This window comes from Dactylosporangium vinaceum (assembly GCF_019904175.1).
GTDB classification, from domain to species: Bacteria; Actinomycetota; Actinomycetes; order Mycobacteriales; family Micromonosporaceae; genus Dactylosporangium; species Dactylosporangium vinaceum.
This window is the reverse complement of sequence record NZ_CP061913.1, coordinates 10176422-10200061: the sequence shown is the minus strand read 5'-3', so window position 1 is coordinate 10200061 and position 23640 is coordinate 10176422. Positions and strand designations below refer to the sequence as shown.

At 71.9% G+C, this 23640-nt stretch carries 19 protein-coding genes and 1 pseudogene; 12 read left to right on the top strand and 8 right to left on the bottom strand.

Going from position 1 to position 23640, the window contains the following annotated elements:
• The first annotated feature begins 87 nt into the window (after positions 1-87).
• A complete protein-coding gene (locus Dvina_RS45765; RefSeq protein ID WP_223097621.1) occupies positions 88-1140 on the top strand; it encodes a winged helix DNA-binding domain-containing protein in 1053 nt (350 codons plus the stop codon).
• Here the strand turns inward: Dvina_RS45765 and Dvina_RS45760 are convergent.
• Positions 1117-1773, bottom strand: a complete 657-nt coding sequence (locus Dvina_RS45760; RefSeq protein WP_223097619.1) for a hypothetical protein — start codon at positions 1771-1773, stop codon at positions 1117-1119. The two genes, Dvina_RS45765 and Dvina_RS45760, sit on opposite strands and share 24 nt — an antisense overlap.
• A 59-nt stretch (positions 1774-1832) precedes the next feature.
• Here Dvina_RS45760 and Dvina_RS45755 point away from each other — a divergent pair, with 59 nt between their 5' ends.
• The 4 genes and pseudogenes from Dvina_RS45755 (at position 1833) to Dvina_RS45745 (ending at position 7285) form a co-directional block, all read left to right on the top strand.
• The gene (locus Dvina_RS45755; protein WP_223097617.1) at positions 1833-2630 is read left to right on the top strand and encodes a phosphatase; all 798 of its coding nucleotides are present in this window, start codon (positions 1833-1835) and stop codon (positions 2628-2630) included.
• A 107-nt stretch (positions 2631-2737) separates the two neighbouring features.
• The gene (locus tag Dvina_RS45750) at positions 2738-3784 is read left to right on the top strand and encodes a S1 family peptidase (protein WP_246655756.1); all 1047 of its coding nucleotides are present in this window, start codon (positions 2738-2740) and stop codon (positions 3782-3784) included.
• Positions 3785-3865: 81 nt separating this feature from the next.
• A pseudogene (locus tag Dvina_RS55880) lies at positions 3866-4528 on the top strand (AfsR/SARP family transcriptional regulator); the annotation flags it as partial.
• Between the two features lie 48 nt (positions 4529-4576).
• Entirely contained in the window at positions 4577-7285 is a 2709-nt protein-coding gene (locus tag Dvina_RS45745) for an ATP-binding protein (protein ID WP_246655754.1), read from the top strand.
• A 1205-nt stretch (positions 7286-8490) separates the two neighbouring features.
• Here Dvina_RS45745 and Dvina_RS45740 read toward each other — a convergent pair.
• Both Dvina_RS45740 and Dvina_RS45735 read right to left on the bottom strand, forming a co-directional pair.
• Complete coding sequence (locus Dvina_RS45740) at positions 8491-9321, bottom strand: ABC transporter permease (protein WP_223097608.1); 831 nt, start codon at positions 9319-9321, stop codon at positions 8491-8493.
• Positions 9318-10268, bottom strand: a complete 951-nt coding sequence (locus Dvina_RS45735) for an ATP-binding cassette domain-containing protein (RefSeq protein WP_223097606.1) — start codon at positions 10266-10268, stop codon at positions 9318-9320. Before Dvina_RS45735 ends, Dvina_RS45740 begins: the two co-directional genes overlap by 4 nt.
• Positions 10269-10668: 400 nt before the next feature.
• Here Dvina_RS45735 and Dvina_RS45730 point away from each other — a divergent pair, with 400 nt between their 5' ends.
• The 3 genes from Dvina_RS45730 to Dvina_RS45720 are packed head-to-tail and all read left to right on the top strand — an operon-like array spanning position 10669 to position 11827.
• Complete coding sequence (locus tag Dvina_RS45730; protein WP_223097604.1) at positions 10669-11136, top strand: cysteine dioxygenase; 468 nt, start codon at positions 10669-10671, stop codon at positions 11134-11136.
• Complete coding sequence (locus Dvina_RS45725; RefSeq protein ID WP_223097602.1) at positions 11133-11555, top strand: rhodanese-like domain-containing protein; 423 nt, start codon at positions 11133-11135, stop codon at positions 11553-11555. Before Dvina_RS45730 ends, Dvina_RS45725 begins: the two co-directional genes overlap by 4 nt.
• A complete protein-coding gene (locus Dvina_RS45720; protein ID WP_223097600.1) occupies positions 11552-11827 on the top strand; it encodes a Smr/MutS family protein in 276 nt (91 codons plus the stop codon). The genes Dvina_RS45725 and Dvina_RS45720 overlap by 4 nt, the downstream gene beginning before the upstream one ends.
• A gap of 41 nt (positions 11828-11868) precedes the next feature.
• On the opposite strand, the gene Dvina_RS45715 is transcribed toward Dvina_RS45720, so the two are convergent.
• Complete coding sequence (locus Dvina_RS45715; protein ID WP_246655753.1) at positions 11869-12249, bottom strand: DUF6401 family natural product biosynthesis protein; 381 nt, start codon at positions 12247-12249, stop codon at positions 11869-11871.
• A gap of 149 nt (positions 12250-12398) precedes the next feature.
• Between Dvina_RS45715 and Dvina_RS45710 the strand changes: the two genes are divergently transcribed.
• Positions 12399-14735 carry a M28 family peptidase gene (locus Dvina_RS45710; RefSeq protein WP_246655752.1) on the top strand — a complete coding sequence of 779 codons (2337 nt, stop codon included), beginning with the start codon at positions 12399-12401 and terminating at the stop codon, positions 14733-14735.
• Positions 14736-14922: 187 nt separating this feature from the next.
• On the opposite strand, the gene Dvina_RS45705 is transcribed toward Dvina_RS45710, so the two are convergent.
• A complete protein-coding gene (locus Dvina_RS45705) occupies positions 14923-16896 on the bottom strand; it encodes an Hsp70 family protein (RefSeq protein ID WP_223097596.1) in 1974 nt (657 codons plus the stop codon).
• A 118-nt stretch (positions 16897-17014) separates the two neighbouring features.
• Here Dvina_RS45705 and Dvina_RS45700 point away from each other — a divergent pair, with 118 nt between their 5' ends.
• Together Dvina_RS45700 and Dvina_RS45695 are read left to right on the top strand one after the other, a co-directional pair.
• On the top strand, positions 17015-17719 hold the full coding sequence (locus tag Dvina_RS45700; protein WP_223097594.1) for a peptidylprolyl isomerase: 705 nt from the start codon (positions 17015-17017) through the stop codon (positions 17717-17719).
• 212 nt (positions 17720-17931) lie between these two features.
• Entirely contained in the window at positions 17932-18195 is a 264-nt protein-coding gene (locus Dvina_RS45695; RefSeq protein WP_223097592.1) for a hypothetical protein, read from the top strand.
• Between the two features lie 5 nt (positions 18196-18200).
• Here Dvina_RS45695 and Dvina_RS45690 read toward each other — a convergent pair whose 3' ends face one another.
• Positions 18201-19127 carry a LysR family transcriptional regulator gene (locus tag Dvina_RS45690; protein ID WP_223097590.1) on the bottom strand — a complete coding sequence of 309 codons (927 nt, stop codon included), beginning with the start codon at positions 19125-19127 and terminating at the stop codon, positions 18201-18203.
• Between the two features lie 90 nt (positions 19128-19217).
• Here Dvina_RS45690 and Dvina_RS45685 point away from each other — a divergent pair, with 90 nt between their 5' ends.
• Entirely contained in the window at positions 19218-19850 is a 633-nt protein-coding gene (locus Dvina_RS45685) for a nuclear transport factor 2 family protein (protein ID WP_223097588.1), read from the top strand.
• A gap of 195 nt (positions 19851-20045) precedes the next feature.
• Here Dvina_RS45685 and Dvina_RS45680 read toward each other — a convergent pair whose 3' ends face one another.
• Both Dvina_RS45680 and Dvina_RS45675 read right to left on the bottom strand, forming a co-directional pair.
• Positions 20046-21065, bottom strand: a complete 1020-nt coding sequence (locus Dvina_RS45680) for a TAXI family TRAP transporter solute-binding subunit (RefSeq protein WP_246655751.1) — start codon at positions 21063-21065, stop codon at positions 20046-20048.
• A complete protein-coding gene (locus tag Dvina_RS45675; protein ID WP_246655750.1) occupies positions 20974-23616 on the bottom strand; it encodes a TRAP transporter permease in 2643 nt (880 codons plus the stop codon). The genes Dvina_RS45680 and Dvina_RS45675 overlap by 92 nt, the downstream gene beginning before the upstream one ends.
• Between the last annotated feature and the right edge of the window lie 24 nt (positions 23617-23640).

Genomic DNA, 23640 nt, shown 5'->3' with positions numbered 1-23640 from the left:
CAAGCGCGCACCTGACCCGAGCGCACAACTCACCCAACCACCACGAGCAAGCCGCGCGGCCGGCGTAAGCGGCATGATGCAAGCGCCATGACTGACGCAAGCGGCAGGCCCGCACTCTCCGCCCGCGCCCTCAACCGGGCGCTCCTCGCCCGTCAGATGCTGCTCGAGCGAGTGGACCGGCCCGTGCCGGAGGTACTGGAAGCCATGGGCGGCCTCCAGGCGCAGTACGCACCGTCGATGTACATCGGCCTCTGGACCCGCGTCGCCGGCTTCGAACGGGACACGCTCACCAGGCTGCTGGAGCGGCGCGAGGTCGTCCAGGCGACACTGCTGCGCTCCACCATCCACCTGGTGTCCCGCGCCGACTACTGGCCCATGTCGATCGCGATCCGGGATTTTCGTCCGGTCCTGGACCCCGCATTGACGAAACACCTCGAGCAGGCGATCGAGCAGCTGCGCGCCGGCCCGGTGCGCCGGACTGAGCTCGGCCCGGAGATCCGCGGACGCCTGCACCTCCACCTGGACCTGGTCCGCGTCCCGCCGGCGGGCACGTGGGAGCGGCGCCGGGCCGACGTGTACGGGCTCGCCGAGGACTGGCTCGGCGAGCCCCCGGCACCGGACCCGCGCGAGCCGGCGACGGCGGGGCCGGGCGAGCCGCAAACGGCGGTCCGGCAGGCGCGTGAGCACCTGATCCGCCGGTACCTCGCCGCGTTCGGCCCCGCGCACCGCTCAGCCATCGCGGACTGGGCCGGCCTGCCTGTCGCCGTGGTGCAGCAGGCGCTAGCCGGCCTGGAGCTCGTGACGTTCCGTGACACCCGGGGCCGGGAGCTCGTCGATCTTCCGGATGCGCCGCGCCCCGACCCCGAGACGCCGGCGCCGGTGCGGTTCCTGCCGACCTACGACGCCACACTGCTCGTGCACGCCCGCCGGACCTTGATCCTGCCGGAGCAGTACCGTAGCCGCGTCTTTCACGTGCGAATGCCCCAGTCGATCGGGACGTTCCTCGTCGACGGCCAGGTCGCCGGCACGTGGCAGTACAAACGCGAAGGTCTTCAATGGGAGTCCTTCGAGACGCTGCCGGCTCGGGTCCGCCGCGCTGTCGACGCGGAGGCCGAGTTACTGCGCAGCTTCCACGTCTGAGCGGTCCTGCATCTCCCAGAGGTGATCGAGGACGTGCCAGACGAAGCGGCGGGCGGCGTAGCGGGCCGTCCAGCCGTTCTCGGTAAGCGGACCGCCGTCGCTCGGCCGGCCCAGCGTCTCGATCGCCGCGGCCCGCAGCTCGTCGATCGCCGCCCCGTCGCCGAGGGCCGGCGGCCGCCGCTTGACGCCGATCTTGCGCAGGTAGGCGGCCTCCGACTCCAGAACGTGACCGATCATCTTGTCCCGGTCCCGGCCGCCCCCGCGCGGGCCCTTGCGCAGCTCCTCGGGGGCGGTCCCGGCGTACGCGTCGAACGCCGCCCACGCCGCCTGCAGTAACTTGGTGTGACGAGCCGCCACGGCCGCGGTGACCGGCTGCGCGTCCGACTGGGGCCGGCCGTCGGGCGCGCCGAACTCGGTGGTCGCGCTGCCGGGCACGCGCTCGGCCACGCTCAGGCGCGGCGTGGCCGGAAACTTGAAGCCGGCGGCGGTGGCGATCGGGGCGTACCGCGGGCCGTAGGCGGTGAGCGCCTCGATCGCGGCCTCCTCGCTCTTGCCGAACCGTCCCCAGCCGGGCCACTCGACGCTCCCGGCAAAGACCTTCTTCTTGCCCACCTCGAGGTAGATCTCGGCCATGATGTGACCTTAAGCCGGATCGCTCGGCGGTGTAACGACCGGTCCCTACCATTGGGGCCATGCACCCGCTTGTGAATCACCTTCGTGAATCCCTGCTCGCCGGCGATGTCGAGACCACCCGCGACTCCAACTACAGCAACGCGGCCTCCTTCGCCGAGGGCCGCGACGGGTACCTCTTCGGCCTGCCCCCGCTCAAGACGTGGACGCACGCCGAGGTGCTGGCCGTCATGGCGGAGCGCGTCGGCATCGACCCCGATCCCGGGCGGGCCACCGGGACCGACGTCATCGACCCGCACAAGACGATCCGGGCGCTGGAGCGCATGCGGGACCGCCTGCGCCTGGCCGCGCAGCGCAAGGAGCGGGTGATCGTGGCGAGCGGGCACCCGGCCGGGATCATCGAGGTGCACATGGCGGTGGCGGCGGCGCTGAAGGCGGCCGGCTGCACGCTGCTCCAGCCGGCCGCGGGCACGCCGTTCGCGCGGCCGGGCAAGTATGACGGGCGCGAGTTCCCGCTGGCGGTGCGGTACATCGGCGGCGTTGCGGTGGGCGCGCAGGGCGTCATCGCGCTCTGGCACACCCACTCGCCGGACGGCATGCGGGCGATGCTGGCTGAGCTCGAGCAGGACGGCGAGGCGATGCCGGACCTCGTCGTCGCCGACCACGGCTTCGCCGGTGCGGCCGCGGCGGCCGGGCTCGACGTGGTCTCGTTCGCCGACAGCAACGACCCGGCGCTGTTCATCGGTGAGGCCGAGGGGCGCGTCTCGGTGGCGGTGCCGATCGATGACAACGTGCAGCCGCAGGACTACTGGCCGGTCAGTGCGTTTCTGCTCGAGGGGGTCGTCGGCGCAACGGTATGACTCGAGTGCTATGAGGCAAATTGCCGGTGAATCTTGTGTGAGATTCCTTTCCGATGGAAGCATCGGTCGCGGCCGATATTTATCGGCTCCGATATTGGGAGGCTCACGTGGGACCCACCAAGTCCTCATCCCGGCTGATCGCGGCGATCGTCGCCGGTCTGGCCGCCGGTGCCGTGGTAACGCCGTCCTCGGCTCTCGCGGCCCCGGACGCGACGGCGCTCGCCGCGAAGACGTCCGACGCACTCGTCGCGCAGCTCGGCACCCGGGCGGCCGGCGCATACTACGACACGGCCACCGGCAAGATGGTCGTCAACGTCACCGACGCGTCCACCGCGGCGACCGTCGAGGCCAGTGGCCTGGTGGCGCGCAAGGTCGAGCACAGCGGGGCCGAGCTGGCGCGGATCACCTCGACGCTGGCGGCCAAGGCGTCGATCCCCGGCACCGCATACGCCGTCGACCCGGTCTCCAACCAGGTCGTGTACTCGATCGACCCGACCGTCTCGGCCGACCAGGTCAAGACCATCGAGTCGCTGGTGGCGAGCCTCGGCAGCGGCGCGCGCATCGAGCGCCTCGGCGCCCCGCTGACCCTGACGATCTCGGGCGGCCAGGCCATCTACGCCGGCGGTTCGCGCTGCTCGCTCGGCTTCAACGTGGTGAGCGGCAGCACCTACTACTTCCTGACCGCCGGGCACTGCACCAACATCGGCGCGACCTGGACCACCAGCAGCGGCTCCGTCCTCGGCACCCGCGCCGGCACCAGCTTCCCGGGCAACGACTACGGCATCGTCAAGTACGCAGCGGGCGTCACCCACGCCGGCAACGTCTCCCTCGGCGGCAGCTCCTACCAGGAGATCACCACCGCCGCGAACGCGTTCGTCGGCGAGGCGGTCCGCCGCAGCGGCAGCACCACGGGCGTGCGCAGCGGCTCCGTGACGCAGCTCAACGCGACTGTCACGTACTCGCAGGGCTCGGTCTCCGGCCTCATCCGCACCACGGTCTGCGCCGAGCCGGGCGACAGCGGCGGCTCCCTGTTCGACGGCACCAAGGCGATCGGCCTCACGTCGGGCGGCAGCGGCAACTGCAGCAGCGGCGGCGTGACCTACTTCCAGCCGGTCACCGAGCCCCTCAGCGCGTACGGGGTCAGCATCTACTGATGACCCGATCCGAGCCGCCCCGCCACCGGTCACCGGTCGGCGGGGCGGTTTTTTGTCGCACCCCGATGGCAGAGTGGGGACATGCAGGTCGGGGTGCTCGGACCGCTCGCGGTGGAGATCGGCGGCCGACCGGTCGAGGTCGGCGGCGCCCGGCTGCGCACACTGCTGGCCCGGCTGGCGGTGGAGCCGGGGCGGTTCGTGAGCGTCGATCAGCTCGTCGCGGCGCTGTGGCCGGACGGCCCGGTCCCGGCCGATCCAGCCAACGCGGTGCAGTCGGTCGTCTCCCGGCTGCGCAAAGCCCTCGGCGTTGCCGGTTTTCTAGAATCCGGATTCGGGGGGTACTCGCTGAAGGTCGATCCGGCAGCCGTCGACGCCATCCGGTTCGAGCGCCTGGCCGCGGACGGGCGCCGCGCACTGCGGGCCGACGACCGCGGGTCGGCCGCCCGCCTCCTGCGCGCAGCGCTGGATCTGTGGCGCGGCCCGGCCCTGCCCGACCTCGGCGGCGACGAGGCCGACGCGCTCGGGGCCCGCTGGGCGGAGCTGCGCCTCACCGCGGCCGAGGACCTCATCGAGGCGACGGTCGACGACCCCGACACCCGCGCGGGCGCCATCGCCGAGCTCCAGGAGCTGATCGCCGCCCACCCGCTGCGCGAGCGCCTCGCCGCCCTGCTGATCCGCGCCCTGCACGCCGACGGCCGCCGGGCCGAGGCCCTCGCCGCGTTCGAGTCCGCCCGGGCCCGCCTGGCCGACCAGCTCGGCGCCGACCCGTCACCCGAGCTGCGCGACGCCCACGTGGCCGTGCTCCGGGCCGAGGCGCACCCGGCGCGCGGCGGCAACCTGCGGGCCGCGCTGACCAGCTTCGTCGGGCGCGAGGACGACGTGGAGCGGCTGGCCGCCCAGGTCGCCGACCGCCGCCTGGTCACGCTTGTCGGGCCGGGCGGCGCGGGCAAGACCCGGCTGGCCGCGACGGTCGCCGCGGGCCTGGCCCGGCCGCTGCCGGACGGCGCCTGGCTGGTGGAGCTGGCGCCGGTCACGGAGGCCGAAGAAGTGCCGGCGGTGATACTGCGGGCGCTGAGCGCCGGCGGCCTGATCCCCTCCGATTCCGGCCGCCGCCCGCGCCGGGCCGAGCCGACCGAGCAGCTCGCGGAGTCGCTGGCGCCGCTCGAAGTACTCCTGGTCCTGGACAACTGCGAGCACGTGATAGGCGCCGCCGCCGGCCTGAGCGAGGAGCTGCTCGGCCGCTGCCCGAAACTGCGCATCCTCGCCACCAGCCGCGAGCCGCTCGGCATCCTCGGCGAGACCCTGTTCCCGGTCGGCCCGCTGCCGTTGCCGCCGCCGCAGCCCGCGCTCGACACCGCACTGCGGGCACCGTCGGTGCGGCTGCTGCGCGACCGGGCCGCGGCGGTGCGGCCCGGATGGACGGTGACGGCCGCCAACGTGGCCGCGGTGGCCGAGATCTGCCGCCGGCTCGACGGCCTGCCGCTGGCCATCGAGCTGGCCGCGGCCCGGCTGCGCTCCTTCACCCCGGAGCAGCTCGCGGCCCGCCTCGGCGACCGCTTCCGCCTCCTCACCGGCGGCAACCGCACCGCGCTGCCCCGGCACCAGACCCTGCACGCGGTGGTCGCCTGGAGCTGGGACCTCCTCAGCGACGACGAGCGCGCCCTGGCCGAGTCCCTCGCGGTGTTCCCGGGCACCTTCGACGCAGCCGCCGCCGCGGCCATCGCCCACGCACCCGAGTCAGCCGTGGAGGAGCTCCTCCACACCCTTGTCGACCGCTCGCTGCTCCAGATAGCACCCGGCGCGCCCGGCGCCGACGAGACGCACCACCGGCCGACCGGCCGTTCGCCGCAGCCGGCCGCCCCCGGCGCCGTCGAGGCGCACCACTCACCGGCCGGCCGTTCGCCGCAGCCGGCCGCGCCCGGTGCCGTCGATGCCGGGGCGCTTCGCACGTCTGCCGGCCGGCCGCTGCTCCCGGTCGGGCCCGGCCCCGTCGGCCCGGTGCGGTTCCGGATGCTGGAGACGATCCGGGAGTTCGCGCTGGCGGAGCTCGGGCGGCGGGGCGCGGCCGGAGACGTGCGGTCGGCCCACGCGGCCTACTTCCTGGCCCTCATGGAGGAGGCCGAACCCCATCTGCGCACCGAAACCCAGCTGGAGTGGCTGGCCCGGGTGCGCCCCGACCAGGACAACGTGCACGCCGCGGTCGGCTACCTCTGCGACAGCGGCGACGTCGAGCGCGCGTTCCGGCTCGGGGCGGCCAGCGGCTGGTTCTGGACATTCGCCGACAACCACGCCGAGTCGGCCCTGTGGCTGGGCCGGATCCTGGCCGCCGGCGAGCGCCACCCGGCCGCGGTCCCGCCCGACCTGCGGGTCGTGGTGAGCTCCATGCACCTGGTCAACAGCGGGTTCGCGGGCGACTTCCAGTTCGACCCCGCCCGGCTCGACGACCTGATCGCCCAGGCCGCCGCCGCACCACCGGGCGGCCACCCGTTCGTCGAGCTCGTCGAGCCGGTCGTCTCCCTGTTCCGCGACGACACCGAGCGCGGCACCGAGCTGGTCCGAGCCCGCCTGGCCGGCCGCGTCGACCCGTGGACGCGCGGGATGCTGCACTCGGTCCTGGGCCACCTGCGCGAGAACGACGGCGACATCGACGGCATGCACCGCGAGCTCACCGCCGCCGTCGAAGCGTTCCGCGCCATCGGCGAACGCTGGGGCCTGGCCATGACCCTGGCCTCCCTGGCCGACGCCCAGGCCCGCCGCGGCGACTTCCCCGCCGCCGTAGCCTCCTTCGAAGAGTCGATCGCGCTCCACCACGACCTCGGCATCCGCTCCAGCGAGGCCTACCTCCTGGTCAGCCGAGCCGCCCTACGCCGCCACACCGAGGGCCCACACGCCGCCCGCGCGATGCTCCGCGCATTCGTCGAGGACGTCACCCAGACCGGCCGAGACGTCTCCCACGCCATGCTCGAGCTGGGCCACCTGGCCCGAGCCGACGGCGACCTGCCCGAGGCCGAGCGCCTCTACCAGGAGTCGTGGCGGCTGCTGCAGGAGGCCCCGCTGGTAGCCCCGCAGTACAGAGCGATAGTCGTCACCGCCCGAGCCGAGATAGACCTGGCCCGCAACGACCTCGCCCAGGCCCGAACCCGCCTTCAAGAGGCCATGGCCCTGGCCTTGAGCGCCCGCGACATGCCTGTCGTAGGCAAGGTAGCGGTAGCCGTATCCGGCCTGGCCGCAGCCACGGGCAACCTGACCCAAGCCGCCGAGATCCTGGCCGCCGCCCAACTGCTGGCCGGCACCCGCGACGCCTCCAACACCGACTGGACCACCCGCCGCGAAGCCTTGCGCACCGCCCTGGGCCCCAGCCCTTTCAAAGCCGCAACAGCCCGCGGCCTGGCCCTCTCCCGCGAGGAAGCCCTAGCCCTAGTCAACCCCACCCGTGAGCCCAACCCTGGAGTCCGCCCATCCCGCAACGCGCCGCCCATCCCGCCGCGAGTCCCCGGCTAGCCGCAGGCGAACACGGCGTCTCTCAGCGTGGACGAGCGGCAGCACTGATCGGCGCGGATGCGGAAGGCCGAGGTCGGAAGCACGCTCAACGCGACCGAGGCGGCGGGTCCGGGTGAGGCGTCGGCTCCGACCAAGGCCCAGGCTCTGACCAAGGCCGTGGCTCCGACCGCGGCGTAGCCGTCGCTCCGACCGCGGCGTCCCCGACGGAGCGATCGGCGCCCGTCGTCGATGCGCGTGCGCGGGACCGTGGTCGTAAACGCGCTTCGCGCGACCGCGGTCGTAAACGCGCTTCGCGCGACCGTGGTCGTAAACGCGCTTCGCGCGACCGGGATCGTGGTCCGACCATGCCGCAGCCGACGAGAACGGTCCCTCGTCGTGGGCGGCCGGCGCGCGTAGTCCGCCGCCGATTTCTAAGGCCGAGGTTGGAGACGCGCTTTACGTGGCTGGGTCTGTGGGTCCGGCTCTCGTGTGGCTGGCCGGAGTGCCTTCGGCGGGTTCATGCGTGGCCTTCGTCCCGGCGCGGCGATGCAATTGGCGGTCGCGCTCGGCGCCGGTTTGCTGGGTCGTAGTCCGAGCTGTGGGCCAGCATCTCGACGTGGTCATGGTTGGCGTTGGGTAGATGGACGTCCACGGCGACCGTGCGACCAGGGCCAGCGGACGCTCAGGGCCTCCACCGTCGGGATCTCCGCGCTCGCCGACGCGACAGCGAGCCGCACGCCTTGGGGCGAGCGGTAGCCGGCCGCTCGTGACGGCCCCCCATGTCACTCCGCCATCTGAAGGCCGCGAGGGCGAGGCGGTGACGCTGATCCTGCTGGGCCCGCGCCTGGCCATGGTGTTGTGCCGCCCGGGGCTGGGCAAGCTCGCGTTGAAGCGTTTACCGCTGGGTATTGGGGTGGGCCGGCCGCAGGTGTATCGGGTCGCAGTGTGCTGGTGGAGCTTTGGTTGCTGGGGTGTGATGGGCCCCGGGTGTGCCGGGCCGCAGCGTTGCCGCTTGGGTTGTTGTAGCGGCGACGCTGCGCCCCGGGTGTGCCGGGCCGCAGCGTTGCCGCTTGGGTTGTTGTAGCGGCGACGCTGCGGCCGGCTGGTTCAGGGCAGCGCGGCTTGAAATCGGGCTGCCCTTGGTGATGGTGTTGGTGGGATTGCTTGGGTGGTGTGTACGTGGTGATCGGGTTGGTGATGCGGTGGGTGCTTGGGTGGGGGTTGGGTCAGGCTTTGCGGCGGTAGGCGCGGACGGCCAAGGGGGCGAAGACGGCCAGGATGGCTAGGGACCAGAGGAACGTTTTGAGGACCGGGGTGCCTACCTCGCCCTGGCCGACCATCAGGGCTCTGGCGGCCTCCATCGCGTCGGCTACGGGGTTGACCTTGACCCATGCCTGGAGCCAGCCGGGCAAGGTGTTGGTCGGCACCAGGACGTTGGTGCCGAAGGTCAGGGGGAACATGATGACGAAGCCCAGGCCCTGGACCGCGCCCGGCTCGCGGACGATCATGCCCAGCAGGACGAACATCCAGCTGAAGCAGAAGGCCATGAACATGACCAAGAGGCAGGCGGCCACGACCTCCAGGAACGAGGTCTCCACGCGGAAGCCCAGGGCGTAGCCGACGCCGATCATCACGGCGATCGAGACCACGAAGCGGATCATGTCGCCCAGGACGCCGCCGATGAGGGGGGCCGAGCGGCTGATCGGGAGGCTGCGGAACCGGTCGAAGACGCCGTTCTTGATGTCGGTGTTGAGGCTGACGCCGGTCGGTGCGGAGGCGAAGAGGACGTTCTGCACCATGAGGGCGGGCAGCAGGAACTGCATGTACGCGTGGCGGTCACCGGCGATCGCGCCGCCCAGGAGGTACACGAACAGCACGATGAAGATGATCGGCTGGAGCGTGACGTCCAGGAGCTGCTCGGGTGTGCGCATGGTCTTGATCAGGCTCCGGCGGGCCATGACCAGGCTGTGCCGGACCAGGCCGAAGGGGCGGGGCGGGACGGCCGCGATGAACTGGGCGTCCTCGCCGGTGCTCGGTTGGGTCGTCGTGGTCGTCATGCCGCCACCTCCTGGTCCTGGCGCTCGCGGGTGAGTGTGAAGAAGACCTCGTCCAGGCTGGGCAGGTGCAGCGAGAGCTCGATGACGCCGATGCCCGCCTCGTCCAGGCGGCGCACCACGGCGGTCATGGCGCTGTCGTCGGTGACCGGCACGGACAGCACCCCGCGGCCGTGGGACTCGGGCTGGTTGCCGGAGACGGTGGCCAGGATGGTCGCGACCGTGTCCAGGTGCGCCGGGTCGGTCGGGCGCACGCTGATCGTCTGGCCGCCGACGATGTGCTTGAGGTCGGCCGGGGTGCCGTGGGCGATGACCTTGCCGTGGTTGATGACGGAGATCTCGTCGGCGAGGGCGTCGGCCTCTTCGAGGTACTGCGTGGTCAGCAGGACTGTCGTCCCCTCGCGGACCTGGGCCCGGACCATGTTCCAGACGTCCTCGCGCTTGGCCGGGTCGAGGCCCGTCGTGGGCTCGTCCAGGTAGACGATCGCCGGGCGGCCGACCAGGCTCGCGGCCAGGTCGAGGCGGCGCCGCATGCCGCCGGAGTAGGTCTTGGCCGGGCGGTCGGCCGCCTCGGTGAGGTCGAACTCGGCCAGCAGCGCCTTGGCCCGCGCCTTGGCCTCCTTCGCCCGCAGGTCGAGCAGCTGGCCGATCATGACGATGTTCTCGGTGCCGGTCAGGTCCTCGTCGACCGAGGCGAACTGGCCGGTCAGGCCGCTGATCCGGCGCACCTGGGCCGGGTTGCGCAGCACGTCGTAGCCGCCGACGACGGCCCGGCCCTCGTCCGGGCGCAGCAGCGTGGCCAGAATGCGCACCGCGGTGGTCTTGCCGGCGCCGTTCGGGCCCAGGACGCCCAGCACCGTCCCGGACTCCGCGGCCAGGTCCACCCCGGCCAGTGCGGTGGTCTTGCCGAAGCGCTTGACCAGGCCGGTGGCCTGGAAAGCGAAGCTCATGGCTTTACCCCTCGTGAATGATCCATGCGGACTCGCCTCTTCTATCGCCTGCATCCTGCACCGGGTCGCTGTCAAACCGCGCACATCGGCCTGTCACGTGCTGTCAGGCCGAGTCTTCCGGGCGGCGTGTTAACGGGGCGTTAGCGATTCCCGGATGATGGGCGAAAGTTGACGCTGCCGGGGACGGCGGGCACAGTCGGATGCATGGCGCTGTTGACCCGACGACTGGTCGTTGACCTCGTTCGGCACGCCGCCGCGCGCTGTCCCCGCTAGGGCCGCGCTCCCGCTCGAGCTTCAGGCTCGCGGAAGACACGTGTGATCGAGTGGCCGTGGCTACGGCCGCACGGCGGCGCCGTCTGCTTTAATTCCTATCTAATACGCCTGAATACTGGAGAACTTCATGTCTCTCGTGAACACGGTCGCCCGCCCGACCGACCTGCTCGCGCTCGCCCGCGACTACGCCGCGGAGCCCGACGAGTGGCCATTCGCCCCGCGCTTCGATCCGGCCCGGCGCTGGTACGGCCGGCTGGCCGCCGCCCCCGACCACGAGGTATGGCTGCTGACCTGGCTGCCGGGGCAGGGCACCGACCTGCACGACCACGGCGGCTCGGCCGGTGCGTTCACCGTCGTCTCCGGCGAGCTCGTCGAGCAGACGGTGAGCGGGGGTGAGCTGGTGAGCAGGGTGTACCGCGAGGGGCAGGGCCACCGCTTCGGCGCGCACTTCGTGCACCGGATCGTGAACGCGGGCACCCGCCCGGCCGTCACCGTGCACGTGTACGGGCCGGCGCTGACGGCGATGACGCGGTATCGGCTGCACGACGGCCGGCTGTCGGTCGAGTCGATCACGAAGGCGGGGGCGGACTGGTGACCGCGGCTGTCGCGCCCGGACGGGGCATCGACGAGATCCTGGCCGAGGCGCGGGCCCGGCTCGAGCGGCTCGACGCGGATCAGGCCCGGCTCGCCTTCGCCGAGGGTGCGATCCTGGTGGACATCCGCCCGGCCGCGCAGCGTGCGCTGGAGGGCGAGATCCCGGGCGCGCTGATCGTGGAGCGCAACGTGCTGGAGTGGCGGTTCGACCCGCGCAGCGACGCCCGACTGGATATCGCCGGCCGCTACGACCTGCCGGTGGTGGTGTTCTGCTCCGAGGGGTACACGTCGTCGCTGGCCGCCGCCGCCCTGCAGGACCTGGGGCTGCATCGGGCCACGGATCTCGACGGCGGCTTCCGCGCCTGGAAGGCGGCGGGACATCCGACCCTGGGCCCGGTCGCGGCTACTGTGGGGGCGTGAAGCTCAAACTCGACCTCCACGACATCTTCAACCGCAGCGGCGACATCGAGCGCGCACTGCGCGGGATCATCGACGAGGCGGTGGCCAAGCGGGCCACCCTCGTCGAGATCATCCCGGGGAAGGGGTCGGGGGCGTTGAAGAAGCGGGTGCTGCGATTCCTCGACCAGCGGGAGATCAAGGCGCTCTATCACCGGGTGGAGAAGGATTCGGACAACTTCGGACGGCTGTTCGTGCACTTCCGGTGGAACGAGTCTCAGGGCCGTCGACGCTGACGGCGCTCGCGGGCTCGTGGCGGTACCAATGCGGAATGGGCTTAAAAAGCGTCGGCGTCGTCGGCCAGATGGCACACGGCGACCAGGCGCAGGACCGTCCAGTCGGCCTCCGCCCAGTTGACGCTGTCCGGGGTGGGGAGCGGGCGGCCGTGGCGCTGGTGGACCGCAATCACCGAGCGCGCGTAGCCGGCCAGCGACAACGGGCCGAGCGGCTTGCCCGCGGCGACCAGGCTCTCCCGCACGGCGGCGGCATGCTGGTCGATCTTGGCCAGCAGGAACGGCTGGGCGAGGGCCTCGACGAGCCCGTCGACGCCGACCATGGCCATGACGTGGTCGAGGTAGAAGCGGGCGTCGAGCTCGGCGGTGGCCAGGTAGCCGGCGTCGAACTCGACGGCGGCGGCAGGGGTGAGTTCGTTGTTCATGGACGATGACGTTAGGCAGTCCGCGGGCCGATCCGGCCGCCAACAACCGACCGGCACCCGTTCATGAACCACTGCACTCCGAACGGGGGACAGACGGGCGCCTGACCAGCCGCTCAAAAAGTGTCGTACCCCCGGTGCAGAATGTGGCCGTGGCCGAAGTCGATCGCACGTTCACCAGTCCGCCGCGGCGGCCGCTGGTGGCGGCAGTGGTGCTGGTGGTGCTCGCGTTGATGGCGTTCCTCGGGATCGCCGACGTGCAGCCCCCGTCGCCGCGCCCGGCCACGATCGCCGCCGGCGAGTTCTCCGCCGCCCGCGCGTTCGAGCACGTGCAGCGCATCGGCCAGGAGGTCCACGTTACGGGCAGCCCCGCCGCCGACCGGGTGCGGGAGTACATTGTCGCCACCCTGACCGGCTACGGACTACGGCCCGAGGTGCAGGACACCGTCGGCGTCAACGCCGGCAAGTTCGGCAGCGGCAGCATGGCCCACGTGCGCAATGTCGTCGCGGTCCTGCCCGGCACCGCCTCCACCGGCCAGGTCGCGCTCATGGCCCACTACGACTCGGTGCAGGTCAGCTACGGCGCCAACGACGACGGCGCCGGCTCCAGCACCCTCCTGGAGGTCGCGCGGGCCCTCACTCAGGGCGGCGCCGCCAAGCCGCGCAACGACGTCGTCTTCGTCTTCACCGACGCCGAAGAGGCGTGCCTGTGCGGCGCCGAGGCGTTCGTGAGCCGCCACCCGCTCGGCCAGAAACCGTCGGTCGTGCTCAACTTCGAGGCCCGCGGCAGCAGCGGCCCCGCCGTGATGTTCCAGACCTCGGCCGGCAACGCCGACCTGATCGACGTCTACGCCCGCACCCCGCGCCCGGTCGGCACCAGCCTGGCCGTCGAGGTGTACCGGCTGCTCTCGAACGACACCGACTTCACCCCCGTCCTGGCCCAGACCCGGTTCACCGGGCTCAACACCGCGTACATCGACGGATCGTCGGTGTATCACAGCCCCATGGACCGCCCGTCGACGATGGACCGGGCCAGCCTCCAGCACCACGGCGACGAGGCCCTCGCGCTGACCCGGGAGTTCGGCCGGGCCGACCTTCCGCCGCTGATGAAGCCGGCCGCGGGCGACGCGGTGTACTTCCCGTTCGCGGGTCTGCTGGTGCGATACCCGGCCGCGCTCACCTGGCCCCTGGCGATCCTGGCCCTGCTGGCGGTGGCCGTCCTGGTCTTCCTGGCCCGGCGCCGGGGCCTGACCTCGGTGCCCCGGACGCTTTCGGGTCTCGGTCTGGCGTTGGTACCGCTTGTCGGTGCCGCGGTGGCCGCCCAGCTGCTCTGGGCCCTGCTCGTCGCGATCAGGCCCGGCTACGGCGAACTGCTCGACCCGGCCCGGCCGACCTGGCTCCGCTTCGGCGTCGTGGCGTTGTCGGCCGCCGTTTTGCTGTGTTGGTACTCGTCCAGCAGGCGCAGGGTCGGGCCCGTCCCGCTCGCGACGGGCGCTCTGACCCTGCTCGCCCTCCTCGGCATCCTGTTCGCGGCGGCCATTCCCGGTGGCTCGTATCTGGTCGGACTGCCCGCGCTGTTCGGGGCGCTGGCCGGGATCGGCGCCCTGTACGCCCGTCCCGCGCTCGTCAAGGTGGGCGTCCTCACCGCCGGGGCCGCGGTGTCCACGCTCATCCTGGCGCCCACCGTCGCGCTGTTCTTCCCGGCGCTGGGCCTGGCCACGGGCGCGGCGGCGGCCATGCTCGCGATGCTGCTGGGGCTGGCCGGGCTGCCGGTGCTGGAGCCGCTGTTCCGCGCGCCGACCGCACCCCGGCACCGCCGTCTGGGCGCGGCCCCGGCGCTCGGTGCGCTGGTGCTCGCGGTCATCTGCACGATGACCGGCATGGTCGTGGACAGCTGGGATGTGGGGCATCCGGAGCCGACCCACCTCATGTACGCGCTGGACAAGGACACCGGCACCGCGGAGTGGGTGTCGCTGGAGCGGTCGCCGGGGGAGTGGACCAGCCGTTACGTCCACGGCCACCAGCGGCTCAACCGGCAGTTCCCGGTGCTGCCCGAAGGCGAGCTGTCCGTCGGGCCGGCTCAGTCGGCCGACCTCGCCGCGCCGAAGGCCACGGTCCTGTCCGACGAGACGGCGGGTGACCGGCGCACCCTGCACCTGCGCATCGCCTCGCAGCGCGACGTCCGGTTCCTGTCGTTCTACGGCCCGGTCGGCGACCACCGCGTGGTGTCGGCCACCGTGGAGGGGCGGGAGGCGGTCACGTACATAAGCGCGCAGGATCGGTTCGGCGTGGTCTTCAACGGGCCATCCGCGGCGGGGCTGGACGTGACGCTGGTGCTGACCGGGGCGGGGGCGTTCGCGCTGCGGTTGGTGGACGGCAGTGACGGCCTGACGGCGCTGCCGGGGTTCACGCCGCGGCCGGCCACCGTGGGCGTGTTCGGCAGCCACTCCAGCGAGCTGCTCGCCGTCGCCACCACCCAGACCCTGTAGCCCGTCCGGCCGCCGGGGTAGGAGAAGCACTGCTTTACGGCGCGGCCTCGGTCGTCGTCCGCGGGCGCGGCTGCGCCGTGGGTGTCGTGCAGGGCGGTGCGGCGGGCGGCTCGGGCTGGATCGCGGGTGCTCGGCGATCGCGCCGACGTCGCGGCGGGTGCTGCCGGCCCGGTCGCCGCGGCCGGTGTCAGCTGATGATCTGGAACGCCCAGGGGCACGGGCCGTAGGCGGTGGTGTTGATGCCGTGCTGGAGGGAGGCCTCGTAGGAGTCCTGGCCCTGGATGATTTTGATGACCACGCGGCCGCCGTCTTCCAGCGTGATGCGGCCGTCGTGGACGGCGGCTGTGCAGACGGAGGACGAGGTGGTGTAGACGCCGGTGCCGTAGACGGTGCCGATCCAGCCCTTGTTGGGGCAGTGGTAGGCGATGGTGGTGCCGGCCTTCTCGTCGAACTCCTCGGCCGTCGTGGCCCAGTCGGGGCTCGGGCGGTCCTCGTCGGCCTGGGTCTCGTCGCTGCCGGAGCTGGTGGAGTCGCCGCCGTTGCCGGCCGAGTTGCCGGTCTCGGTGTTCCTGTTCAGGTACTGGTTGATGCCGTACGCGCCGCCGGCCAGCACCAGGAGAACGGCCAGGGCGGCGGCGATCAGGACGCCGGTGCGCTTCTTCGCCCGGGGCTGCTCCGGTTGTTGCGGTAACGGCCTGGCCGGTGTGGTCAGCGGATGCGTCGTGACCGGCGGGCGCGGGGATGCGGGGGGTGGCGCGCTCACCGGGTGGTTGCCGGCGTAGTTGCCGCTCACCGGGCCGGCGCTGGTGGGGCTGGCGCCGTACGGGTTGCCGCTGACCGGGTTGCTACTGACCGGGGCGGCGTCCAGCGGGGTTGTGCTCATCGGGCCCGCGCTCACCGGGGTGGCGGCGAAGCCGGGGGAGACGGGGGCTGCCGGGAGGTCGCCGCCGCTCACCGGGACCGCTGAGGTCGGGGCGGGGGTCGGGGGAGCGGAGATCGGGACTGCGGCCGAGGCTCGCGTCGTCGGGGGAGAGGAGGGCACTGGAGGTACAACCGCTGAAGCATTTGGGGTTGTGAACTGCGCCGAAGCGCCCACCGCGCCCTGGGCGACCACCAGCTCCGGCTGCTCCACGACCGTCGGGGCGATGCCGAGGGCCTGGTGGAGGAGGGTGGCGACGAGCGGGATCCGGCTGCCGCCGCCCACCAGGAAGACGCCCTCGATGTCGGACGGGGCCAGGCCGGCGGCGCCGATGGCCGCGCGGGTCGAGGTGACAGTGGCGGTCAGGATCGGGCGGGCCAGCTGCTCCAGCTGGTCGCGGCCCAGCGGGACGTCGGTCTCCAGGGCGGGAACGTGGATCATGGTGGAGGAGGTGCGGGAGAGCATCTCCTTCGCGTTGCGGACGTCGTCCCAGAGGAGGCGGTGCGCTCGGCGCTCGGCGCTCGTCGCGGGGTGGGTCAGGCTCCGCCACGCCTCGGGGTTGTGGCCGCCGTGGACGGCGCCGAGGTACCCGACGATCGACGCGTCGATGTCCAGGCCACCCGACGTGCTCAGGCCCTCGGCCGACAGGACCTGGAAGCTGCCGTTGCCGTGGCGGACGACGGAGGCGTCGAAGGTGCCGGCGCCGAGGTCGTACACGACGAAGGCCGAGCCGGGCCGGGCCTGGGGCGCGTTCTGGCCGCCCATCGTGCGGAAGACCTCCGCGGCGGCGACCGGTTCGGGCACCAGCGTCACGGCTCCCAGGCCGGCTCGCTGGGCCGCGGCCAGCAGGACGCTCCGCCGGGTCTGCGCCCAGGCCGCCGGGCACGTGATGGTCGCGGGGCCGAGCGCGCCACCGGAGACCCGCCGCGCCTCGGCGGCCACGCGGGCCAGGACGGCGGCGATGAGGTCCGCTGTAGGGATTTCGTGCTCGCCCAGCAGGACGGCCGATTCGTCGATGCGGCGCTTGGGATTCGGCTCGTACCGCTCCGGGCTGATCCGGGCCGCGTGCATCGCGTCGCGGCCGGTGAGCAGGCCCTGCTGCGCGTCGGCGTAGACGGCCGAGGGCAGCGTCGGCGAGCCGTCGAACAGCAGCGGGCGAACGTGCCCGTCCGGCCAGACAAGCATCGCCACGGTGTTCGAGGTACCGAAGTCGACCCCGAGCCGGTATCCTCGCGCATCCACGTCGCCAATATACGGGCTGGTCGGGGGCTTTCGATCGGCTCAATGGGTCCGGTTTCCGCTCTTGACGGCCCCCATCGACATCCGTTAGACCGGCAGGGTGACATATCTTCGGACGTCGATGTCCTTGGTGACCGCTCTCATGGTGACGCTCGGGGTGGTCGTCGCCGCCCCGGTGGCCCAGGCCGCTGCGCCGGGTCAGGCCGGGCCGACAGCGGGCCCGTGCCAGTACACGCCGACCCCCGACGACCCGCCCGCGCGGCCGGTCTCGCTGCCGCCCGACCCGCGGCACACGCCCGACCGCGGGATCGTCACGGTCACGCTGTTCACCAACCTCGGGCTGATCCCGCTCGCGCTCGACCGGGCCCAGGCACCCTGCACCGTGCAGAGCTTCCTGCACCTCACCCGGCACGGCTTCTACAACCGGACCATTTGCCACCGCCTCACCACGTACCCCACGCTGAAGGTCCTGCAGTGCGGCGATCCGACCGGCACCGGCGAGGGCGGCCCCGGGTACAGCTACAAGGACGAGCTCCCCACGAACCTCCCTCCGGCCCCGACCGACCCCACGGGTGTGCGGCGGATCTACGGCCGTGGGCTGCTCGCCATGGCCAACGCCGGGCCGGACACGAACGGCAGTCAGTTCTTCCTGGTGTTCGCCGACTCGGTGCTGCGGCCGAACTACACCGTGTTCGGGGCGGTTCGCCCGCTCGGGCTGAACACGCTCGACCGGATCGCGGCGGGCGGCGTGGCTCCCACCCCGGACGATCCGGCTCCGGTCGATGGGGCGCCGGCTCGGCGTACGGAGATCCTGCTGGGGATCTGAGCGGCAGTTCGAGCGTTCGGAGCGACCGTCAACAGGCCGTGATCGCGCCCGGCCGAGCCGGTGCCACGGTGGTGCCGGTTGGCGGTCGCGGTATCGAGCGTTTCGCCTGTTGAGGACCGCTCCGCAGGCTGGTGTGTCGGTTGGCCGGTGCGGTTATCCACAGGAAGAAAATCTTGCTGGTTGGGGGTGGTGGGGGCTTCTAGCCTTGAGGCATGACAGTCGATGTGGGGGCGGCGCCGGTGGCGTTGACGGTCGACGACCTCTGGCGGGTGCCCGCTCCGATAGTCGGGCGGGCGGCGCTTGATGCGCAGTGGACACTGGCCGCGATCTTGGAGCGGGTTGAGGTGGCGGTGGTGCTTGAGGACGACGGGCGGCTGACGTTCTTTCCGCACGACTCGTCCGACGTGGCCGCGATCCGGGAAGCCTGCGCCGCGGCGCGGATGGTGCATGCGCATCTGGCGGGGGTGATGCCGTGACGTGTTCAGGGGGCGGCCGCGGCGGCTAGGAAGGCGCGGACTCTCGCGGTTGCGCGGGTCGTGGGCCAGACGGGGCCCCAGTGCAGCGGCGGCGCGTCTCGCAGCGGGACGTAGGTGATGTCCGGGCGCGGGTAGAAGCGGGTGGCGTGCTCGCCTACGACGAAGGCGCCCTGGCCGGCGCCGACCAGGGTCAGGGCCTCCTGGAACGTCTCCGCTACCGGCCCTTCTGGGCTGCTCCGGGCCATGCTGCCAGCGCCGTTCAGTGCTGCGCCGTTCGTGGTTGCGCCGTTCGGGTTTGCGGCGGCTGCGGCTGCGCCGGCTGGGACCGTGTCGGGGAGGGAGCAGGGGGCGGCGACCATGCGGCTGTGAGCGAGGTCCGTTACCGAGACGGACGGGCGAGCTGCGAAGGGATGGTGGGTGGCTACGGCGAGCATTCGGGGTTCGGAGAACAGGGGTGCCCCGGTCGTGAGGTCGGGCGCATCGATCGGGAAACAGGCGATCAGCACGTCGACCTCGTCCGCCTGAAGGCGCTCGGTGGCTGCACCTGACTGCAATTCCCGCAGCTGTACGTCCGAGCCGGCGTGCCGATGCCGGAAGCGCTCGGCGGCCTCGATCGCCAACCGCCCGGAGAGGGCGCCGACGAAGCCCACGCGGAGCACGCCGGTCACGCCTCGGGCGGCGGCGACGGCGCGCGCGATCGCGGCGGTGATCTGGGCGTACGCGGGGCGCAGATCCTCGTACAACCGCCGGCCCGCCGGCGTGAGCGCGACGCGACGGCTGGTGCGGTCGAACAGCGGGGCGCCGATCCGCCGCTCCAGGACCCGGATGATCTGGCTGACCCGGGCGGTGGTGCGACCCAGGCGGACGGCGGCCCGGCCGAAGTGCAGCTCCTCGGCCAGAGCCAGAAACGTCTCGAGCTCGTGCCGCTCCAACCAGGGCCTCCGCGATCGTCAAGCCTGACTTCACGATCGTTGCACGGTTGGGCGTTGTTCGGCTCGGGGTGATCGACGAGCGTGTTCGGTATGTACGTCACAGACAAGCAGGCCCTGTCCTCACCGACCGACCGCCTCGCGGGGGCTCACGGCGTCGCGAAAGTCAGCAGCCTCGTGGGGGCTGACGGCGTGGCGCGAGTCAACAGCCTCGCGGGGGCTCACGGCGTTGCGGGGGTCGTCGGCCTCGTGAAGGCTGACGGCGTCGCGGCGGTGGACGAGCTGCGCGACCGGGTCGAGATTGTTGATGCGCTCTACCGGTTCGGGCTCGGGCAGGATCTCCGCGACCGGGAGCTGCTCGCCTCGGCGTTCGCTGAGACCGCCGAGCTGGACTTCGGCCCGGCGGCGGCGCGCTGGGGCGGGGAGGCGCCGCTCATGACCGGCCGGGACCTCATCGCCGACACCATCACCGGCCTCTTCGCCGGCCGGGTCGACACCACCCACGTGGTCACCAACCCGCGCATCCACGTCGACGGCGACTCGGCCCGGCTGACCGCACTTGTCGAGGCCCAGCATCTGCTCACCGCCGACCACGGCACCCACGCGCTGCTGAAGAATGTGTACGACGTAGATCTGATCCGGGACGGCACCCGCTGGGTCGTCAGGCGGATGCGCATCGAGAACATCTGGTACACCGGCGACCCGACAGCCATCTTCGGACCCTGAGACGAGCGGCCCGGCAGCCACGCGCGTAGCCCAGTCGCGAAAGCGTGAAACTCACCGCCGTTCGCGGCCCCACGAAGCGGGGGCTCTGATGGAGCGGTGGCGTGAGCGGCGCTTTGCTTTGGCCGGTGTCCTCAGGGGCCCAGGACGGGCGAGCCGCGGCCGGGATGACAGCCCGGGCCGCGGCTCAGCACCTACCTACTTCGCGGCGCCAAGTGTGTCGAGGGCGGCAGCGGCGCCCGGGTGGATGGGGACCGGGTCGGTCTTGCGGACCGTCTCCAGGGTGATGCCCTTCGCGGCCGGGTTGGCCTTCGCCAGGTCGTCGCGCTTCTCGACGAGCGTCTTCGTCAGGACACAGGCCAGGCCCGGGTCCATGTCGGAGCGGACCAGCAGGACGTTCGGCACGACGATCGTCTTCACGTCGGCTGTCGTCTTGTACGTCGCGGCCGGGATCGTGCCGGACTGGTACGCGGGGCTCAAGGCCTGCATCTTCGGCAGAAGACCGTCGATGTCGATGAACTTCACCTTGTCGCCGGCGGTCGTGAAGAGGTCGGTGACGCCCGAGGTCGGCAGGCCGCCCGACCAGAAGAAGGCGTCGACGGTGCCCGCCTTCATGCCGTCGGTGGTCTTGGCCAGGTCCAGGCGCTGCGGCTGGATGTCCTTGTCGGGGTCGAGGCCGGCCGCTTTGAGCAGGCGCTGGGCGATGACCTCGGTGCCGGACTTCGGCGAGCCGGTCGACACCCGCTTGCCCTTCATGTCGGCCACCGAGTTGATGCCGGAGTCGGTGCGCACGACGACGTGGGTGGAGTTGTCGTAGATGCGGCCGAGGGCGGCGATCTTCACCGGCTTGCCGTCGAAGGAGCCGGTGCCCTTCACGGCGTCGGTCGCGGTGTCGAACAGGGAGAACGCGACCTGGTAGTCGCCCTTGTCGAGGCTCTGGATGTTGCCGACCGACGCCTGGGTCTCGGCCGCCGTGGCCTTCACCTTGCTGTTCGTAGCCTTGGTGACCTGCTCGGCCAGGGCGTTGCCGACGACGTAGTAGACGCCGGTGGTGTTGCCGGTCGCGATCGAGATGCGGGTGTCGGCCTTGACGCTGCAGTCGACGGCGCCGCCCGCGGCCGCGCTCTCAGCCGTTCCCGCCGGAGTCTGCCGGCCCCCGCAGCCGGCCACCGCCGACAGCAACATCGCCGTCGCGCACAGCATCTTCAGATTTCGCACGAGAGCTCCTCTTCGCTAGAAACACCAACAGTCCGGCCAGCCCGAGCAGCACCAGGCCGGCGGCAACGGTCCAGAGGTCGAGCCACAGGAGTGCGAAGGCAGCCAGTCCGGCGAGCGTTCGCGGTACCACTGAAGCCTCGCCAATGCCGACAAACCACCCACCGGCCGCTACGGAAAGTGCGAGCACGCCTACAGCCGACGCCGCGAGTGCGAACGTGACCTGGTCCCAGCCGCCGAGCCCGAGCAGGCCCTGGCCAGCCGGCGTGACGACGAATGCGATAGGCACCAGATACGCCGGCAGTGCGTACCGCAACGTCTGCCACATCGTCGGGAACACGCGACCGCCGGTCACCGCGGCGGCCGCGACCGATGCGAGTGCCGTGGGCGGCGTCGCCTCGGACAGCACCGCGAAGTAGAAGATGAACATGGCGGTGGCCGGCTCGGAGATGCCCAGGTTGAGCAGCGCCTGCCCGAGGATGACCCAGCCGATGATGAACGACGCCGTCACCGGCACCGCCAGCCCCAGCAGCGTCATGGCGATTGCCGCGAAGACGGCTGTCAATGCGATGACGGCGGTCTGGTTGGTGGCCAGTTCCTGGGCCCAATCGACCATCAGGCTCGACAATTGAGGACCAAGACCAGTTTTGGTGGTACTCGCTGTGATGACTCCGGCCGCGGTGCACACCGCCACGACGGGCAGGACGCCCCGGACGCCGGCCGCGAGTGCTTCGACGAGCCGCCGTGGCGTGAGCCGGTGCCGCTTGTCCAGGAACGACAGCACGGCCGCCAGCAGCGTCGCCCACACCACCGCCTGCGTCGCGGATCGACCGAGCGCGAGCAGGACGATAATCACGAACAACGACAAGAAGTGGTAGCCGAATCGAGTGAGCAGCGACCACGCCGGTGGCACCTTGAGGTGCACCGCCCGGGCCCCGAACCGCCGCGCATCGATCTCGACGGACAGCAGGATTCCCAGGTAGTACAGCACCGTCGGCACCGTCGCCCAGCCGAGGACCTTGAGGTACGACACGTTGAGGTACTCGGCGATGATGAACGCCGCGGCGCCCAGCGTCGGCGGTGACAGGATCGCTCCCACCCCGGCCGCGGCGAGCATGCCACCGGCCCGCTCCGCGGGGTAGCCGGCCCGGCGCAGGATGGGCCAGGTGACGGCGCCGATACTGACGGTGGTCGCGGCCCCGGACCCGGAGACGGTGCCGAGCAGGAAGCCCGACGCCACCGCCGTCCGCCCGGCCGCACTCCGCGAGCGCCGGAACGCGGCCACGGAGAGCTCCACGAAGAACGCCCCGGCCCCCGACAGGTCGAGCACGGCCCCGTAGATCGTGAACAGCACGATGTAGGAGGCGGCGACGTCGAGCGGCGTCCCGTAGAACCCGCTCGGCGAGTTGTACAGCGCGTCGACGATCTGGTCGAAATCGAGTCCCGCGTGCGCGATCTCCCACCCTTGCGGCAGGAGCCCGCCGTAGTAGTCGTACGCGAGGAACAGCGCACAGACGACCGGCAGTACCCAGCCCGTGGTCCGCCGCGTCGCCTCGACCACCAGCAACAGCAGCGCCGCGCCCATGACGACGTCGAGCGGCTCGAGCAGCCCCTGCCGATCGAGGAACGCGTCGTACCCGCCGCCGGCCGCACCGAGCGTGACCGGCAGGACCGGATAGAGGCAGGTGACGAGCGCAACCGCGGCCAGGACCCAGTCCCCGGCGGTCGGGCCCCCGCCGAGGACCGGGCCGTCCTGAACCACTTCCGTGTGACGACGCCGAAGCCTGATACCTGACGGATACAGAATGAACACCAGCGGCAGCACCAGGCCGAGAAAGATCACCAGGTAGTACTGGCTCCCTTGCGGCAGCGGCCGGAACACCTGCCACAACACCAGGAGCGCCGCAAACCCGGCGACCGCCGTCACCCCGACGTCAACGGCCCCGCGCACCCGCCGCCCGGGCTTCTCCTCCTCGAACTGCGCCGCCAGCTCCCGAACCCCGGCGTCCTCGAGTACGGAAGCATCAACGACCGCGTCATCCTCACGCTCGGGCACACCCCGCCTCACACCAGCTCCAACGACCGACCCCCCAGCGCCGTCGCCGCCACCCCGCTGCTCCCGCGCCGCCCCGTCCGCGCCCACCTGCTCCTCAACGCCGTCGAACGCCACCCCGCCGTCGCCCTTGTCACCACCCGACGCCACTGCGGCACCCGGCGCCACTGCCGCACCCGGCGCCACTGCGGCACCCGATGCATCGGCGCTCTCGTCGGCAGCCTGATCCAGGCCATCGGCGGCCGGCTCCGGCAGCGGGATACCAGCGAACTTCGGGTCGCCGTCCACCCGCTCACGCAACGTGGCGTCGGCGTGCACCGAAGTGTCGACGTGCACGGAGGCGCCGGCATGCGCCGGAGTGTCGATGTGCATCGGAGTGTCGGTGTGCACGGAGGTGTCGGTGTCCGCCGAAGTGTCGGCGTGCATGGATGTGTCGGTGTGCGCCGGGGCGTCGACCACCTCGTCGGCGGCCCGCTCGCGTGCGGTGGCGTCGTCCGGCATGCGTCCGGACGATACGCGTTTTCA

Coding starts and splice junctions, on each gene's coding strand:
- Dvina_RS45765 (WP_223097621.1), top strand. CDS start 88: ATGACTGACGCAAGCGGCAGGCCCGCACTCTCCGCCCGCGCCCTCAAC.
- Dvina_RS45760 (WP_223097619.1), bottom strand. CDS start 1,773: ATGGCCGAGATCTACCTCGAGGTGGGCAAGAAGAAGGTCTTTGCCGGG.
- Dvina_RS45755 (WP_223097617.1), top strand. CDS start 1,833: ATGCACCCGCTTGTGAATCACCTTCGTGAATCCCTGCTCGCCGGCGAT.
- Dvina_RS45740 (WP_223097608.1), bottom strand. CDS start 9,321: ATGACGACCACGACGACCCAACCGAGCACCGGCGAGGACGCCCAGTTC.
- Dvina_RS45735 (WP_223097606.1), bottom strand. CDS start 10,268: ATGAGCTTCGCTTTCCAGGCCACCGGCCTGGTCAAGCGCTTCGGCAAG.
- Dvina_RS45730 (WP_223097604.1), top strand. CDS start 10,669: ATGTCTCTCGTGAACACGGTCGCCCGCCCGACCGACCTGCTCGCGCTC.
- Dvina_RS45715 (WP_246655753.1), bottom strand. CDS start 12,249: ATGAACAACGAACTCACCCCTGCCGCCGCCGTCGAGTTCGACGCCGGC.
- Dvina_RS45700 (WP_223097594.1), top strand. CDS start 17,015: ATGTCCTTGGTGACCGCTCTCATGGTGACGCTCGGGGTGGTCGTCGCC.
- Dvina_RS45695 (WP_223097592.1), top strand. CDS start 17,932: ATGACAGTCGATGTGGGGGCGGCGCCGGTGGCGTTGACGGTCGACGAC.
- Dvina_RS45685 (WP_223097588.1), top strand. CDS start 19,218: ATGTACGTCACAGACAAGCAGGCCCTGTCCTCACCGACCGACCGCCTC.
- Dvina_RS45675 (WP_246655750.1), bottom strand. CDS start 23,616: ATGCCGGACGACGCCACCGCACGCGAGCGGGCCGCCGACGAGGTGGTC.